At 67.4% G+C, this 14,553-nt stretch carries 8 protein-coding genes and 1 CRISPR repeat array (1 of these 9 cut by a window edge); of the genes, 7 read left to right on the top strand and 1 reads right to left on the bottom strand.

Annotation, left to right across the window (positions count from 1 at the left end; translation table 11 throughout):
• Positions 1-122: 122 nt before the first annotated feature.
• The gene (locus tag AVKW3434_RS07495) at positions 123-1,652 is read right to left on the bottom strand and encodes a DegQ family serine endoprotease (protein ID WP_284405349.1); all 1,530 of its coding nucleotides are present in this window, start codon (positions 1,650-1,652) and stop codon (positions 123-125) included.
• 244 nt (positions 1,653-1,896) lie between these two features.
• Here AVKW3434_RS07495 and AVKW3434_RS07490 point away from each other — a divergent pair, with 244 nt between their 5' ends.
• The 7 genes from AVKW3434_RS07490 to cas2 are packed head-to-tail and all read left to right on the top strand — an operon-like array spanning position 1,897 to position 9,642.
• A complete protein-coding gene (locus AVKW3434_RS07490) occupies positions 1,897-4,197 on the top strand; it encodes a CRISPR-associated endonuclease Cas3'' (protein WP_284405348.1) in 2,301 nt (766 codons plus the stop codon).
• Positions 4,198-4,249: 52 nt separating this feature from the next.
• Complete coding sequence (gene cas5c / locus AVKW3434_RS07485; RefSeq protein ID WP_284405347.1) at positions 4,250-4,924, top strand: type I-C CRISPR-associated protein Cas5c; 675 nt, start codon at positions 4,250-4,252, stop codon at positions 4,922-4,924.
• On the top strand, positions 4,921-6,747 hold the full coding sequence (cas8c, locus tag AVKW3434_RS07480) for a type I-C CRISPR-associated protein Cas8c/Csd1 (protein ID WP_284405346.1): 1,827 nt from the start codon (positions 4,921-4,923) through the stop codon (positions 6,745-6,747). The genes cas5c and cas8c overlap by 4 nt, the downstream gene beginning before the upstream one ends.
• Entirely contained in the window at positions 6,744-7,625 is an 882-nt protein-coding gene (gene cas7c, locus AVKW3434_RS07475; RefSeq protein WP_284405345.1) for a type I-C CRISPR-associated protein Cas7/Csd2, read from the top strand. The genes cas8c and cas7c overlap by 4 nt, the downstream gene beginning before the upstream one ends.
• Before the next feature lie 28 nt (positions 7,626-7,653).
• Complete coding sequence (gene cas4 / locus AVKW3434_RS07470) at positions 7,654-8,313, top strand: CRISPR-associated protein Cas4 (RefSeq protein WP_284405344.1); 660 nt, start codon at positions 7,654-7,656, stop codon at positions 8,311-8,313.
• Positions 8,298-9,338 (top strand): type I-C CRISPR-associated endonuclease Cas1c, encoded by a 1,041-nt coding sequence (gene cas1c, locus AVKW3434_RS07465; protein WP_284405343.1) that lies wholly within the window; start codon positions 8,298-8,300, stop codon positions 9,336-9,338. Before cas4 ends, cas1c begins: the two co-directional genes overlap by 16 nt.
• 13 nt (positions 9,339-9,351) lie before the next feature.
• Positions 9,352-9,642 (top strand): CRISPR-associated endonuclease Cas2, encoded by a 291-nt coding sequence (gene cas2 / locus AVKW3434_RS07460; RefSeq protein WP_272565093.1) that lies wholly within the window; start codon positions 9,352-9,354, stop codon positions 9,640-9,642.
• A 203-nt stretch (positions 9,643-9,845) separates the two neighbouring features.
• Positions 9,846-14,553: direct repeats of the CRISPR family, unit length 32 nt; unit sequence GTCGCGCCCCGTGCGGGCGCGTGGGTTGAAAC (it continues 597 nt past the right edge of the window).

The following is a 14,553-nucleotide window of genomic DNA, read 5'->3' as shown; positions in this document are numbered from 1 at the left end:
CGGCGGCGGCTGCGGCAATCGCAGCGCCAGCGGCGCGGGTGCGTGGGGGTTGCGAACAGGCGGCGGCGTCCATGGCCGCCAAGCATAGCGGCTGGCCCAATGCCGCCGCGCAGGACGGGGCTTCAGCCCAGCGGCACCGGCACGAAGATCTTGTCGCCGTCGCGCTGGATCAGCAGGGCCACCGACTTGCCCGCCTTGGCCATCGCCTCGCGCACCTGCTCCACGCCCCGCGCCGGCGTGCCGTTGATGGCCAGCAGCACGTCGCCGGGCTGCACGCCGGCCAGGGCGGCGGGGCCGCGGGCATCCTCCACCAGCAGGCCGCCGTCCACGCCGGCATCGCGGCGCTCCTGCGGCTGCAAGGGCCGCAGCGCCAAGCCCAGCCGGCCCTTGCCGCTCGACTTTTCCGAACTGGCGATCTTGGTGGCCTTGTCGCTCGCATCGCCCAGCGTGGCGGTGAACTCCTCGCGCTTGCCATGGCGCCACACCTCCAGCCGCGCCTGCGTGCCGGGCGCCGCCTGGCCCACGATGGCCGGCAGGTCGCCCGAGGCCACGATGGGCTGCCCGTTCACGCTGCGGATCACGTCGCCCGACTTCAGGCCCGCCTTGTCGGCCGGGCCGCCCTCTTCCACGCCGGCCACCAGTGCCCCTTCGGGCTTGTCGAGCTGGAACGAATCGGCAAAGGCCTGGTTCACCTCCTGCACCGACACGCCCAGGCGGGCATGGCTGGCCTTGCCCGTGGCCACGATCTGGTCCTTGACCTTGGCGGCCACCTCGATCGGGATGGAGAACGACACGCCCTGGTAGCCGCCCGAGCGGCTGTAGATCTGCGAATTGATGCCCACCACCTCGCCGCGCGCATTGAACAGCGGGCCGCCCGAGTTGCCGGGGTTCACCGCCACGTCGGTCTGGATGAAGGGCACGTAGCTGTCGTCGGGCAGCGAGCGCCCCTTGGCGCTCACCACGCCGGCCGTCACGCTGTTTTCGAAGCCGAAGGGCGAACCGATGGCCAGCACCCACTCGCCCACCGCCAGGTTGCGCGTGCTGCCCAGCTGCACCACGGGCAGGTCCTTGGCGTCGATCTTGAGCACCGCGATGTCGGTCTTGGCGTCGGAGCCCAGCACCTTGGCCCGGAACTCGCGCCGGTCGGTCAGCTTCACGGTGACCATGTTGGCGCCCTTGACCACGTGGGCGTTGGTGAGGATCACGCCATCGGCGCTCACGATGAAGCCCGATCCTTCGCCCCGCGTGGGCACCTCGCGCTGGCGGCCGGGGGCCTGCAGGCCGGGCGGCACCATGCCGAAACGGCGGAAGAATTCGAACATCGGATCGTTCGGATCGATGCCCTGCGCACCGCTGCGCGGGTGGGCCGCGGTCTCGTCATCGTCGTCGTCCGAATCGGTCATGGACGTCTTGGTGGTACCACTCACGCTGATGTTGACCACCGCCGGACCGTTGCGCGCGGTGATCTGCGCGAAGTCCGGCGCCGCCACGCCGCCCGTGTACGGCATGGCCGCCGGCTGCGTCACAGCGGGCGGCATCGCGGCGCGGCTGGGGTGCATGTTGGTCACCAGCCCGGCGCCGGTGGCACCGATGGCGCCGGCCGTCAACAGGGCCAGGGTCAGGCGGCGGGGTGTCGAGAGAACGGAGTTCATGGCAGTCCTTTCGTTGGGTCGTTGCATGGGGGCAGTTTGGGCAACGAGACTTAGGGGTGGCTTAGGGGCGCAGGAGGGCTGGCGATGCAGGTCAGCCCGCCTCTCAGTTAAGTAACTTCAAGTAAAATAAAGCGCCCCAAAGGGAAACCCCGCAGGCGGCGCGCCACCCACACCCGCCACAATGCCCCCGCCGACAGCTCATCCATAAAGAACTGCGGCCACCGATCCAAAGGGAGGAAAACCATTGAACGACCCAGAACCAGGCACTGGCACGCCGCTCTTTTATGCGCATTCCACCGCCAGCGCGGACCCGCAAGGCTGGCAGCCCCTGCCGGACCATCTGCACGCCGTGGGCCGAGGGGCCGGAGAATTCGCGGCGGTTTTCGGCGGCGAGTCGCTGGCCCGGGTGATCGGCCATCTGCACGACCTGGGCAAGTACACCGAGCCCTTTCAGGAACGGCTGCGCGGCAGTCCGCTGCGTGTGGACCACTCTTCCTGGGGGGCACGCATCGCGCGGGAGCGCCTGGGGGACATGGGGCAACTGCTGGCCTACGGCATTGCCGGCCACCATGCGGGGCTGGCCAATGGGCAGGGCGAGGGCGAACGCACGGCCCTGGCCGACCGGCTGTCGTCCGACCTGCCGGCGCTGCACCCCGCCTGGGAACAGGACATCGCCTTGCCCGCTCGCCTCGGGGCGCCTGCGGGCTTCAAGCCCTACAGCAGCCAGGGCCGCCAGCACGCCAAGGACCGGTATCCGTTCCAGCTGGCGTTTCTCGCACGCATGCTGTTCTCGTGCCTGGTGGATGCCGACTTCCTCGATACCGAGGCGTTCTACCACCTCGCTGAAAACCGCCCCGACCTGCGCCGTGGCGGCGGCGCGCCGCCCACGCTCGTGGCGCTGCGCGAGCAGCTCAACCATTTCCTGGGCCAGTTCCAGCCCGATAGCGGCGTGAACCGCCTGCGTGCCGACATCCTGCGCCAGGTGCGAGGACAGGCGGAGCAGGAGCCAGGATTGTTTTCGCTCACGGTGCCCACGGGGGGCGGCAAGACGCTGGCATCGCTGGCGTTCGCGCTCGACCACGCCATTCGCCACGGGCTGCAGCGCGTGATCTTCGTGATCCCGTTCACCAGCATCGTCGAGCAGAACGCTGCCGTGTTCCGCAAGGCACTGGGCCCGCTGGGCGATGCCGCCGTGCTGGAGCACCACAGCGCCTTCGTGGAGCAGCCGCCCCCGCGCAATGACCCCGAGAAGTACCAGTCGGTCCAGAAGCTGCGGCTGGCCATGGAGAACTGGGATGCTCCCATCGTCGTCACCACCGCCGTGCAGTTCTTCGAAAGCCTGTTCGCGGCCAAACCCTCGCAGTGCCGCAAGCTGCACCACATCGCGGGCAGCGTGGTGATCCTGGACGAGGCGCAGACCATGCCGCTGCAGTTGCTGCGGCCTTGCGTGGCCGCCATCGATGAGCTGGCCCGCAACTACCGCACGAGCGTGGTGCTGTGCACGGCCACGCAGCCCGCCCTGGAGGCGCCGGCGTTCGAGGGCGGGCTCACGGGCGTGCGCGAACTGGCGCCGGAACCGGACCGGCTGTTCCGCCAGCTCGAACGCGTGCGGGTGCGGCATGTGGGCACGCTGAGCGACGAGGCGCTGGCCACCGAGATGCGCTCGCGCGAACAGGTGCTGTGCATCGTCAACAACCGCCGCCATGCGCGGGCCGTGTACCAGGCCATGGCCGATCTGCCCGGCGCACGCCACCTGACCACGCTGATGTGCGCCAAACACCGCAGCGCCGTGCTGGCCGAGGTGCGGCAGATGCTCAAGGATGGTGAGCCTTGCCGGGTGGTGAGCACGAGCTTGATCGAAGCCGGCGTGGATGTGGATTTCCCTACCGTGCTGCGCGCCGAAGCGGGCCTGGACTCCATCGCCCAGGCGGCAGGCCGCTGCAACCGCGAAGGCGGCAGGCCCCTGGACGCCAGCGACGTGCTGGTGTTTGCCAACGCCAACGAAGACTGGGCCCCACCGCCTGAACTGAAGCAATACGCCCAGGCCGCCCGCGAAGTGCTGCGTCAAACCGCAGGCGCCTCTCCGTCCCTGCCTTTGTCGCCCGAAGCCATCGGGCGCTACTTCGCTTTGCTGTACTGGCAAAAAGGGGGCGATGCGCTCGACAAACCCAACCTCATGGGCCTGCTGCGCGAAAGCCGCATCGACAGCCTTCCCATGGAAACGCTGGCCACGAAATTCCGCATGATCGACAGCGTGCAGATGCCGGTGATCGTGCCGTATGACGACGACGCCAAAGGCCTGCTGCGCGACCTGGAGCACGCCGAAGGCAGCGTCGGCCTCGCGCGCAAGCTGCAACCCTATCTGGTGCAACTGCCCCGCCAGGGCTTCGATGCGCTCTACGAGGCGGGTGCGGTCATTCCTGTCGCGCCCCAAAAATGGGGCGACCAGTTCATGGTGCTCGCCCATGAGGGCCTCTACGACCCGCAATTTGGATTGAGCTGGGATCACCCGGCATTCATCCGCACCGAGCACCTGAACTGGTAAGCCCGCTGTAGGGGTGCCCAGCGATGATTCAATGAAACAACCGGGAGGGCCAATGGGATATGGAGTGAAGCTCAAGGTCTGGGGCGAACGCGCTTGCTTTACGCGCCCCGAAATGAAGGTGGAACGCGTCTCCTACGACGTCATCACCCCTTCCGCCGCGCGCGGCATCCTCGACGCGATCCACTGGAAGCCGGCGATCCGATGGCAGGTCGACCGCATCCACGTGCTGAAACCCATCCGCTTCGAATCGATCCGGCGCAACGAAGTGGGCGGCAAGCTCTCCCCGACCAGTGTGACCAAGGCCATGAAGGCCGGCGACACCGCGGGGCTGGTGAATTACGTCGATGAGGACCGGCAACAGCGCGCTGCCACCATCCTGCGCGACGTGGCCTATGTGATCGAGGCGCACTTCGATCTCACCCCCAAGGCCGGGGCCGAGGACTCGGTCGGCAAGCACCTGGACATCTTCAACCGCCGCGCACGCAAGGGGCAGTGCTTTCAGCAGCCCTGCATGGGCGTGCGGGAGTTTCCGGCGAACTTCCAGCTGATCGAAGACGGCGACCCCATCCCCGAGAAGCACGAAAGCCTGCAGGAGGCGCGCGACCTGGGTTGGACGCTGCACGACATCGATTTCGACCGGGGCATGTCGCCCCGCTTCTTCCGCGCACAGATGGCGGACGGCGTGATCGAGGTGCCGCCCTGGCACAGCGAAGAGGTCAAGGCATGATCCTGCAGGCCCTCAACACCTACTACCAGCGCCTGCTGGCGCGCGGCGAAGAGGGGCTCTCGCCCTTCGGCTACAGCCCCGAGAAGATCAGCTACGAGATTCTGCTGGCACCCGATGGGCGCGTGGTGGATGTGAACGACATCCGCGACACCTCCGGAAAAAAGCCGCTGCCGCGCCCGATGAACGTACCGCAGCCCGAAAAGCGCACGGTGGGCATCAAGTCGAACTTTCTTTGGGACAAGACCAGCTATGTGCTGGGCGCCAGTGCCACGAGCAAGCGTGCGGACAAGGAGCACGAAGCCTTCAAGGCGCTGCACCAGGAAAGCCTGGCAGGCACGGAGGATGCGGGACTCAAGGCGCTGCTGGGCTTCCTGTCCGGCTGGACACCGGCGCGCTTTGCCGAGGCCCCCTTCACGCCGGAGATGCTGGACGCCAACGTCGTCTTTCGCCTGGACGGCGAGCGCACCCACCTGCACGAGCGCCCCGCCGCGCAAACGGTGCGCGCACGGCTGCTGGGCAGTGAAGATGCGGCGCCCCACGCGCGGGCCCACTGCCTGGTGACCGGCGAGCAACTGCCAGTGGCGCGCCTGCACCCCGCCATCAAAGGCGTGAACGGCGCGCAAAGCGCGGGCGCGTCCATCGTGTCGTTCAACTTGGAGTCGTTCACGTCGTATGGCAAGAGCCAGGGCGAAAACGCGCCCGTTTCCGAGCAGGCCGCCTTTGCCTACACCACCGTGCTCAACCACCTGCTGCGGCGCGGCGAGCACAACCGCCAGCGCATCCAGATCGGCGATGCGAGCGTAGTGTTCTGGGCGGAGGCGGACGATGCCGATCAGGCGCAGGAAGCCGAACTGACGTTCGAGTCGCTGCTCAACGCGCCGCCGGACGACTCCCAGGAAGCGGCCCGGGTGCGTGAGGTGCTGGAGCAGATCGCCAAGGGACGCCCCTTGAGCGAATTGAATCCGAAGCTGCAGGACGGTACGCGCATGTTCGTGCTGGGGCTGGCTCCGAACGCCTCGCGCATCTCCATCCGCTTCTGGGAGACCGGCACGCTGGGCCTCTTCGCCCAGCGCCTGGCAGAGCATGCGCAGGACTTTCGGATCGAACCTGTTCCCTGGAAGACCGCGCCGGCCGCGCGCCGCGTCCTCCTTGCGACGGTACCGAACCGCGAAGGCGCCATGCCCAAGATGGACGATGCCTTCAACAACCTGGCCGGCGAATTCATGCGCTCGGTGCTGAGCGGCCGGCCCTATCCGCGCAGCCTGCTGGCCAACACCCTCATGCGCATCCGCTCGGACGGCAATCTTTCGGGCCTGCGCGCGGCGATCTGCAAAGGCATCCTGGCCCGGGAGAAGCGGCTGGGCATCCACACACACATCCACAAGGAGGAGGTTCCCGTGAGTCTCGACAAGCAATCCGAAAACCCAGGCTACCGGCTGGGCCGCCTGTTCGCGGTGCTGGAAGCGGTGCAGCGCAGCGCGCTCGGCGGCCAAGTCAATGCCACCATCCGCGACCGGTATTACGGCGCGGCATCGGCCACGCCGGCATCCGTCTTTCCGGTGCTGCTGCGCAATACGCAGAACCACCTGGGCAAGCTCCGCAAGGACAAGCCGGGCCTGGCCGTGAACCTGGAAAAAGACATCCGCGAAATCGTCGATGGCCTGGGGGAGCAGTTCCCGCGCAGCCTGCGCATCGAGGACCAGGGCCGCTTCGCCATCGGGTACTACCACCAGTCCCAAAGCCGTTTCACCAAAGGCGGCACGGAGGCCGAACAAGACACCGCAGATTCCAACACCGACAACACCGAGGGAGCCCCCGCATGACCGCCATTGCCCACCGCTACGAGTTCGTCTACCTTTTCGACATCACCAACGGCAACCCCAATGGCGATCCAGACGCCGGCAACCTGCCGCGCCTGGACCCCGAGACCAACCGGGGCCTGGTGACCGACGTGTGCCTGAAGCGCAAGATCCGCAACTTCGTCAGCCTGGACAAACCGGCCGACGCGGGCTATGCCATCTACATGCAGGAAAAGGCCGTGCTCAACAACCAGCACCGCAAAGCCTACGATGCCCAGTCGCTGAAACCCGAAGACAAGAAACTGCCCAAGGAAGAAGAGAAAGCACGCGCCATCACGCAATGGATGTGCAACAACTTCTTCGACGTGCGCACCTTTGGCGCGGTGATGACCACAGGTGTCAACGCGGGCCAGGTGCGCGGGCCGGTGCAGATGGCGTTCGCCACCTCCATCGACCCCGTGGTGCCGCTGGAGATTTCGATCACCCGCATGGCCGTGACCACCGAGAAGGAGGCCGAGGCGCAGAGCGGCGACAACCGCACCATGGGTCGAAAGCACATCATTCCCTACGGGCTGTACCGCGCGCACGGTTTTGTTTCGGCCAAGCTGGCCGAGCGCACGGGCTTTTCCGACGCAGACCTGGCGCTGTTCTGGCGCGCGCTCATCAACATGTTCGAACACGACCGCTCGGCCGCACGCGGCGAAATGGCGGCCCGCAAGCTGATCGTTTTCGAGCATGAAAGCGCCATGGGCAATGCACCAGCGCATGTGCTGTTCGATGCCGTCCGGATCACACCGGCACAGGCCGATGCAGACAGCGCTCCACGCCGGTTCGCGGATTACCGCGTGGAGATCGACCAAGCGGCCATTCCTTCGGGCGTGGCCGTTCGTGAGCTGATCTAGCGCGGCTTCGCACGCCTGGAGGCAGGCCGTGGACGCATCGGACTTCATTCCCCTTTCGGCGCTGCAACACTACCTGTATTGCCCTCGCCAGTGCGCCCTCATCCATGTGGAGCAACTGTGGGCGGAAAGCCGTCACACCGCAGAGGGGCGAGTGCTTCACGAGCGCGCCGACAAGCCCCGGGGCGAGCGCCGACGCGGTGTGCGCACGGTCACGGCCATGCCGCTGGCGCACCCGGGGCTGGGTATCACCGGCATTGCGGATGTGGTGGAGTTCCACGAGAACGAAGACGGCGAACAGGCGTTTCCCGTGGAATACAAACGCGGGCGGCCCAAGGCCCATCGCGCGGACGAAGTGCAACTGTGCGCACAGGCCCTGTGCCTGGAAGCGATGCTGGAGCAGCCGATTGCGCAGGGCGCCCTGTTCTATGGCGAGACACGCCGACGCACCGATGTGCCGTTCGATCAGGCCCTGCGCCAACTCACGCGGGAAACCATCGGTGCCACACGAGCCATGCTGGACGCGAACATCACACCCACCGCGCAGTACAGCCCCAAGCGCTGCGATGCCTGCTCGCTGCTCGACCTGTGCCAGCCCAAGCTGCTGGGACGCCAGAGCAGCGTGAACGACTGGCTCGCCCGACAACTGAAAGAAGACAGCGAGGCGGAGCCACCATGCGCAGACAGCTGAACACCCTGTATGTGACCACCGAAGGGGCTTGGCTTCACAAGGACGGTGCGAACATCGTGATGGAAGTCGAGCAAACGGTGCGTGCCCGGCTGCCCGTGCACATGCTGGAAAGCCTGGTGTGCTTTGGCCGCGTGCTGGTGTCGCCCCCTTTGCTCGGCTATTGCGCGGAACAAGGCATCAGCACCTGCTTTCTCACGACCAACGGCAAGTTTCTGGCAAGGGTGGAAGGACCGGTGTCCGGCAACGTCCTGCTGCGGCGCGCGCAATACCGCAACGCGGACAACCCCGAGGGGTGTGCCGGCGTCGTACGCAATCTTCTGCAGGGCAAGCTGCACAACCAGCGCGCCGTGCTGGGCCGGGCCCTGCGCGATCACAGCAGCAAGCTGGCGGCCGGAGACGAAGCCGCCCTGGCGCATGCCCGCCAGCGTCTGGAACGCATCGCCGGCAAGCTGGCCCAGACACTGTCGGTGGACCTGCTGCGCGGGTACGAGGGCGAAGCGGCGCAGGCTTACTTCGGGGTGTTCGACCACCTGATCCGCGTGCCCGGCACCGCCATGCGGTTCACCGGGCGCAGCCGCAGGCCGCCACTGGATGCAGTCAACGCCCTGCTCTCTTTTTTATACACGCTGGTGACCCACGATTGCCGCTCGGCCCTGGAAAGCGTGGGGCTGGACCCGGCGGTGGGCTTTCTGCACCGCGACCGGCCGGGCCGGCCCAGCTTGGCGCTGGATCTTCTCGAGGAGTTTCGGCCGCTGCTGGCCGACCGGCTGGCGCTGTCGCTGATCAACTTGCGCCAGATCGGCGAGCGCGATTTTCAGACGATGGACAACGGCGCCGTGCTGCTGCGCGAAGAATCGCGCAAGACGGTGCTGACGGCCTACCAGGAGCGCAAGCGCGAAACGCTGCGGCACGTTTTTCTGCAAGAGAAGGCACCCATCGGGCTGTTTCCATTCATTCAGGCCCAATTGCTGGCCCGCCACTTGCGCGGCGACCTCGACGCCTACCCACCGTTCCTTTGGAAATGAGGCATCGCCGATCATGATGGTGCTTGTGAGCTATGACGTCCGTTCGCAGGACAAGGTGGGGGCCCGGCGCCTGCGGCACATCGCCAAAGCGTGTCTGGATTTTGGCCAGCGCGTGCAGTACTCGGTGTTCGAGATCGAAGTGGACTCGGCACAATGGGTGGCCCTGAAAAACCGCTTGGTCCAGATCATCGACCCGGCCACGGACAGCCTGCGGTTTTACTACCTGGGCCAACAATGGAAAGACCGGGTGGAACACGTGGGGGCCAAGCCCGTTCTCGACCTGAACGCGCCGCTCATTCTCTGATACGCCTTGGGCACCAGCGGCGCCATTTTGCGAACCCCAAGCGACTGGGCACGGCCATCGCGCTTCGCGGAGTTCTAACTCTTTGATTGATCGATGATTTTTCTCCTGGCACGTGGGAGAGGCGCTGGTACGCCTGCCAAAGGGAAGGGGTTCGCGGAGAGAGGGGATTTTTGCTAGTGGGGACAGGCGGTTATAAATGGGCCGTCGCGCCCCGTGCGGGCGCGTGGGTTGAAACTTGGCCAGCGTGATGGTGGTGTCCCCGATCTGCAGTCGCGCCCCGTGCGGGCGCGTGGGTTGAAACCTGGAGTCGATCTACAAGGGCGCCGAGGCCACCAAGTCGCGCCCCGTGCGGGCGCGTGGGTTGAAACGACAGGTACGGCAGACCCGTGAGCGGGTCCGTCTCGTCGCGCCCCGTGCGGGCGCGTGGGTTGAAACGTTGAGCTTGAAGTTGATGGCGTCGGCCACGTCCTGTCGCGCCCCGTGCGGGCGCGTGGGTTGAAACTCTTTCTCGTACAGGCCCAGGTGCTTCGCCAGCTGTCGCGCCCCGTGCGGGCGCGTGGGTTGAAACAACCCGCTCCTGCAGCCCAAGGAGGATTGCCCCGTCGCGCCCCGTGCGGGCGCGTGGGTTGAAACTCGATGGTGCGAGCCCCGCGCATGGTGCTCTCGCGTCGCGCCCCGTGCGGGCGCGTGGGTTGAAACCAATCAGCAGGCTATATCACTGTGGGTGAGGCAAAGTCGCGCCCCGTGCGGGCGCGTGGGTTGAAACCCGCCACATCTGGTCCTCGGCGCCCGCGAAGTCGTTGTCGCGCCCCGTGCGGGCGCGTGGGTTGAAACACGGCGCCTTCGATGACCTTGTGCGGCCGGATCAAGTCGCGCCCCGTGCGGGCGCGTGGGTTGAAACTGCTGCTGGCGCACGTCGGCCGCTGCATGCTCCGCCGTCGCGCCCCGTGCGGGCGCGTGGGTTGAAACTTACGGGCGCGAATGAGAACGAGTTATGGCAACGTCGCGCCCCGTGCGGGCGCGTGGGTTGAAACGGCGCCGGCCTGGTGCTCAGCGCCGCGGCGCGCCGTCGCGCCCCGTGCGGGCGCGTGGGTTGAAACTTCCACCGGCCGTTGATGAACGTGGCTTCGATGCCGTCGCGCCCCGTGCGGGCGCGTGGGTTGAAACTCGATGCTGATGTCCAACCCGTTCACACGGGCGTGTCGCGCCCCGTGCGGGCGCGTGGGTTGAAACTGGAAGATCTGCTCGGCCACAGACTGTGGAAGCTGTCGCGCCCCGTGCGGGCGCGTGGGTTGAAACGCCAGCGTGCTGCCCGTCATGTCCACGCGGCCGGGTCGCGCCCCGTGCGGGCGCGTGGGTTGAAACAACCCGCTCCTGCAGCCCAAGGAGGATTGCCCCAGTCGCGCCCCGTGCGGGCGCGTGGGTTGAAACGACAGGTACGGCAGACCCGTGAGCGGGTCCGTCTGTCGCGCCCCGTGCGGGCGCGTGGGTTGAAACGATTTGCGCGGGCGACAAGCTCTGTGTCGCCGCGAGTCGCGCCCCGTGCGGGCGCGTGGGTTGAAACGATATGGCAGGGGAGTCTGCAGACGACCCTCGTGTCGCGCCCCGTGCGGGCGCGTGGGTTGAAACACGCCCGGCGCCGGATCCGCGAACAGGTTCAGGCGTCGCGCCCCGTGCGGGCGCGTGGGTTGAAACCTTGGGCACATCGTGGCCATCGGCTTCGCTGTCCGTCGCGCCCCGTGCGGGCGCGTGGGTTGAAACGACGTAGGAGATGGGGCCGGGAGTGTGGATCGTGTGTCGCGCCCCGTGCGGGCGCGTGGGTTGAAACTGGGCCTACCTGGACCAGCGCGACGACACCACCGTGTCGCGCCCCGTGCGGGCGCGTGGGTTGAAACGTCTTGCTGGCCCGATGAGTGATGACGCCATCAACGGTCGCGCCCCGTGCGGGCGCGTGGGTTGAAACTTGCCGTCGTCGCCCGCCAGGGTGACGACCCAGCCGTCGCGCCCCGTGCGGGCGCGTGGGTTGAAACAGCCCTGAGAAGTCGGTGGACGGCAAGGCGGTCTAGTCGCGCCCCGTGCGGGCGCGTGGGTTGAAACATCGGCCCGAAGCTGGTGGGGCTCGCCTTTCTCGGTCGCGCCCCGTGCGGGCGCGTGGGTTGAAACTGATCAACGACGCGATCCGCGCCGCGGTGCTGTTGGTCGCGCCCCGTGCGGGCGCGTGGGTTGAAACTCTGGCGGCACCACGTCGGGCGGAAAGACGTTCGTCGCGCCCCGTGCGGGCGCGTGGGTTGAAACATCTTCCTGCGCCAGTACCTGAGCCGCGGCGCCGCGTCGCGCCCCGTGCGGGCGCGTGGGTTGAAACACGCCCGCGAAAAATGAAATTCAGGAGTCCGCACGTCGCGCCCCGTGCGGGCGCGTGGGTTGAAACATGCCCCGCCGAACGTAAGCGGCGCGGGTCTTTTGTCGCGCCCCGTGCGGGCGCGTGGGTTGAAACTGGAGTACTGGCGCCGGCAGATCGACATCGCCAAGTCGCGCCCCGTGCGGGCGCGTGGGTTGAAACGCATGGCGTGGCGCGCACCTCGGCCAGGAAGGCGTTGTCGCGCCCCGTGCGGGCGCGTGGGTTGAAACGGGGCCTGATTGGTCTTGGATGCCGCCACGCTTACGTCGCGCCCCGTGCGGGCGCGTGGGTTGAAACAACGTCCTGCCCGCTGAGGCCAATCACACCGCCGGTCGCGCCCCGTGCGGGCGCGTGGGTTGAAACTTTCTGCAAGCGTGAACGTATCGGGCTGGGCCGGCGTCGCGCCCCGTGCGGGCGCGTGGGTTGAAACTGCGTGCCGCGCGTGTCGATCGGGTTGTGGGTCACGTCGCGCCCCGTGCGGGCGCGTGGGTTGAAACAGCGCCCGCCCATCTGCCGGCCGGTGCATCGCTGAGTCGCGCCCCGTGCGGGCGCGTGGGTTGAAACGGTTTGTCGGGCCATGCCTACGGCAACGCTGATACGTCGCGCCCCGTGCGGGCGCGTGGGTTGAAACCAGTTCGTAGCACCGACCAATTCACCGTTTGCCGGTCGCGCCCCGTGCGGGCGCGTGGGTTGAAACAGCGCCTTGTCGATTTGCTCTTGCAGGTTCGCACGTCGCGCCCCGTGCGGGCGCGTGGGTTGAAACTTTGGACAACATCCTATGAAAATCCCTCTCGTTGGTCGCGCCCCGTGCGGGCGCGTGGGTTGAAACAAGGGCTCTTTCAACGAGGGCACGAAGACCTTGCAAGTCGCGCCCCGTGCGGGCGCGTGGGTTGAAACTTGCCGAAATTTGCCGATCAAATGGTCAAGGAGCTTGTCGCGCCCCGTGCGGGCGCGTGGGTTGAAACATGCGGACCACAAACAGCCTGGCGCCACTGCAGTGGTCGCGCCCCGTGCGGGCGCGTGGGTTGAAACTACGCCGAGGCCAGGCTGCCCGCCGGCGAGCGCGCCGTCGCGCCCCGTGCGGGCGCGTGGGTTGAAACATGAACGAGCCACCACCGCCTCGCCCGCCAGATGCGTCGCGCCCCGTGCGGGCGCGTGGGTTGAAACTCCTGCCAGTGTGCCCAGGACTTGCCGGTCGCTGGGTCGCGCCCCGTGCGGGCGCGTGGGTTGAAACAGCAGCAGCTGGAAGAGGCCCTGGCCAGGATCTCCGTCGCGCCCCGTGCGGGCGCGTGGGTTGAAACATCGTGTCTGGCCTGGCGCCTGCCATGGTGCCCGTGTCGCGCCCCGTGCGGGCGCGTGGGTTGAAACGGCAGCGGCATCATGTCCAGCAGGGACAGCTCGGGTCGCGCCCCGTGCGGGCGCGTGGGTTGAAACAACGGTGCATTATCAGCGTCGGTATAGGTGCCAGCGTCGCGCCCCGTGCGGGCGCATGGGTTGAAACCTGAACAACCCCGGCCTGCACCCCACTGCCGACCGTCGCGCCCCGTGCGGGCGCGTGGGTTGAAACTTTGGCAGCACCCGTGAGTTTGCGGAAGCGCGCATCGTCGCGCCCCGTGCGGGCGCGTGGGTTGAAACAACCCGACGCCCAGGACCACCGCCACACCTAACAAGTCGCGCCCCGTGCGGGCGCGTGGGTTGAAACGGGCGGGGTGCTCCGGATCGCGGGATGCGAGATGGTCGCGCCCCGTGCGGGCGCGTGGGTTGAAACGTGAACGACTTCCAGCTGCTGCCGCCGCTGTTGAGCGTCGCGCCCCGTGCGGGCGCGTGGGTTGAAACCCAACGCTCACACCCCGCCAAAGAAGACGGGGCCAAGTCGCGCCCCGTGCGGGCGCGTGGGTTGAAACTCAAGACTCCGTTGCGGAGTCCATGGGGGTAACGGTCGCGCCCCGTGCGGGCGCGTGGGTTGAAACGAACGGCTGAATTCCAGCACCGTATCCGGGCCAATCGTCGCGCCCCGTGCGGGCGCGTGGGTTGAAACCTCGCGATGCTGGACAGCGGCCTCCAGGTAGTGCTCGTCGCGCCCCGTGCGGGCGCGTGGGTTGAAACTGAACGCTGTTGCGGCGGTCATAGCGCGTGGCGGGTCGCGCCCCGTGCGGGCGCGTGGGTTGAAACACAACGACTCGATCAAGCTGGAGGCCAAGAGCCCCGTCGCGCCCCGTGCGGGCGCGTGGGTTGAAACTGCAAATTGAATCCTGAGATCTCGATCTGCAAAAGTCGCGCCCCGTGCGGGCGCGTGGGTTGAAACGCTGTCGGGGCGTGTCACTTACGCTCGGGGCGCCACGTCGCGCCCCGTGCGGGCGCGTGGGTTGAAACACCACGCCCACGCCAGCGTTCTGCGGCACGAATGCGTCGCGCCCCGTGCGGGCGCGTGGGTTGAAACCCGACGCGAGAGGGCAGGTCGAACGCTCGCATGCGGTCGCGCCCCGTGCGGGCGCGTGGGTTGAAACTCGGAT

The sequence above is a fragment of the Acidovorax sp. SUPP3434 genome, from assembly GCF_030159015.1.
GTDB lineage: Bacteria > Pseudomonadota > Gammaproteobacteria > Burkholderiales > Burkholderiaceae_C > Paracidovorax.
This window is presented reverse-complemented; position numbering and strand designations above follow the sequence as displayed.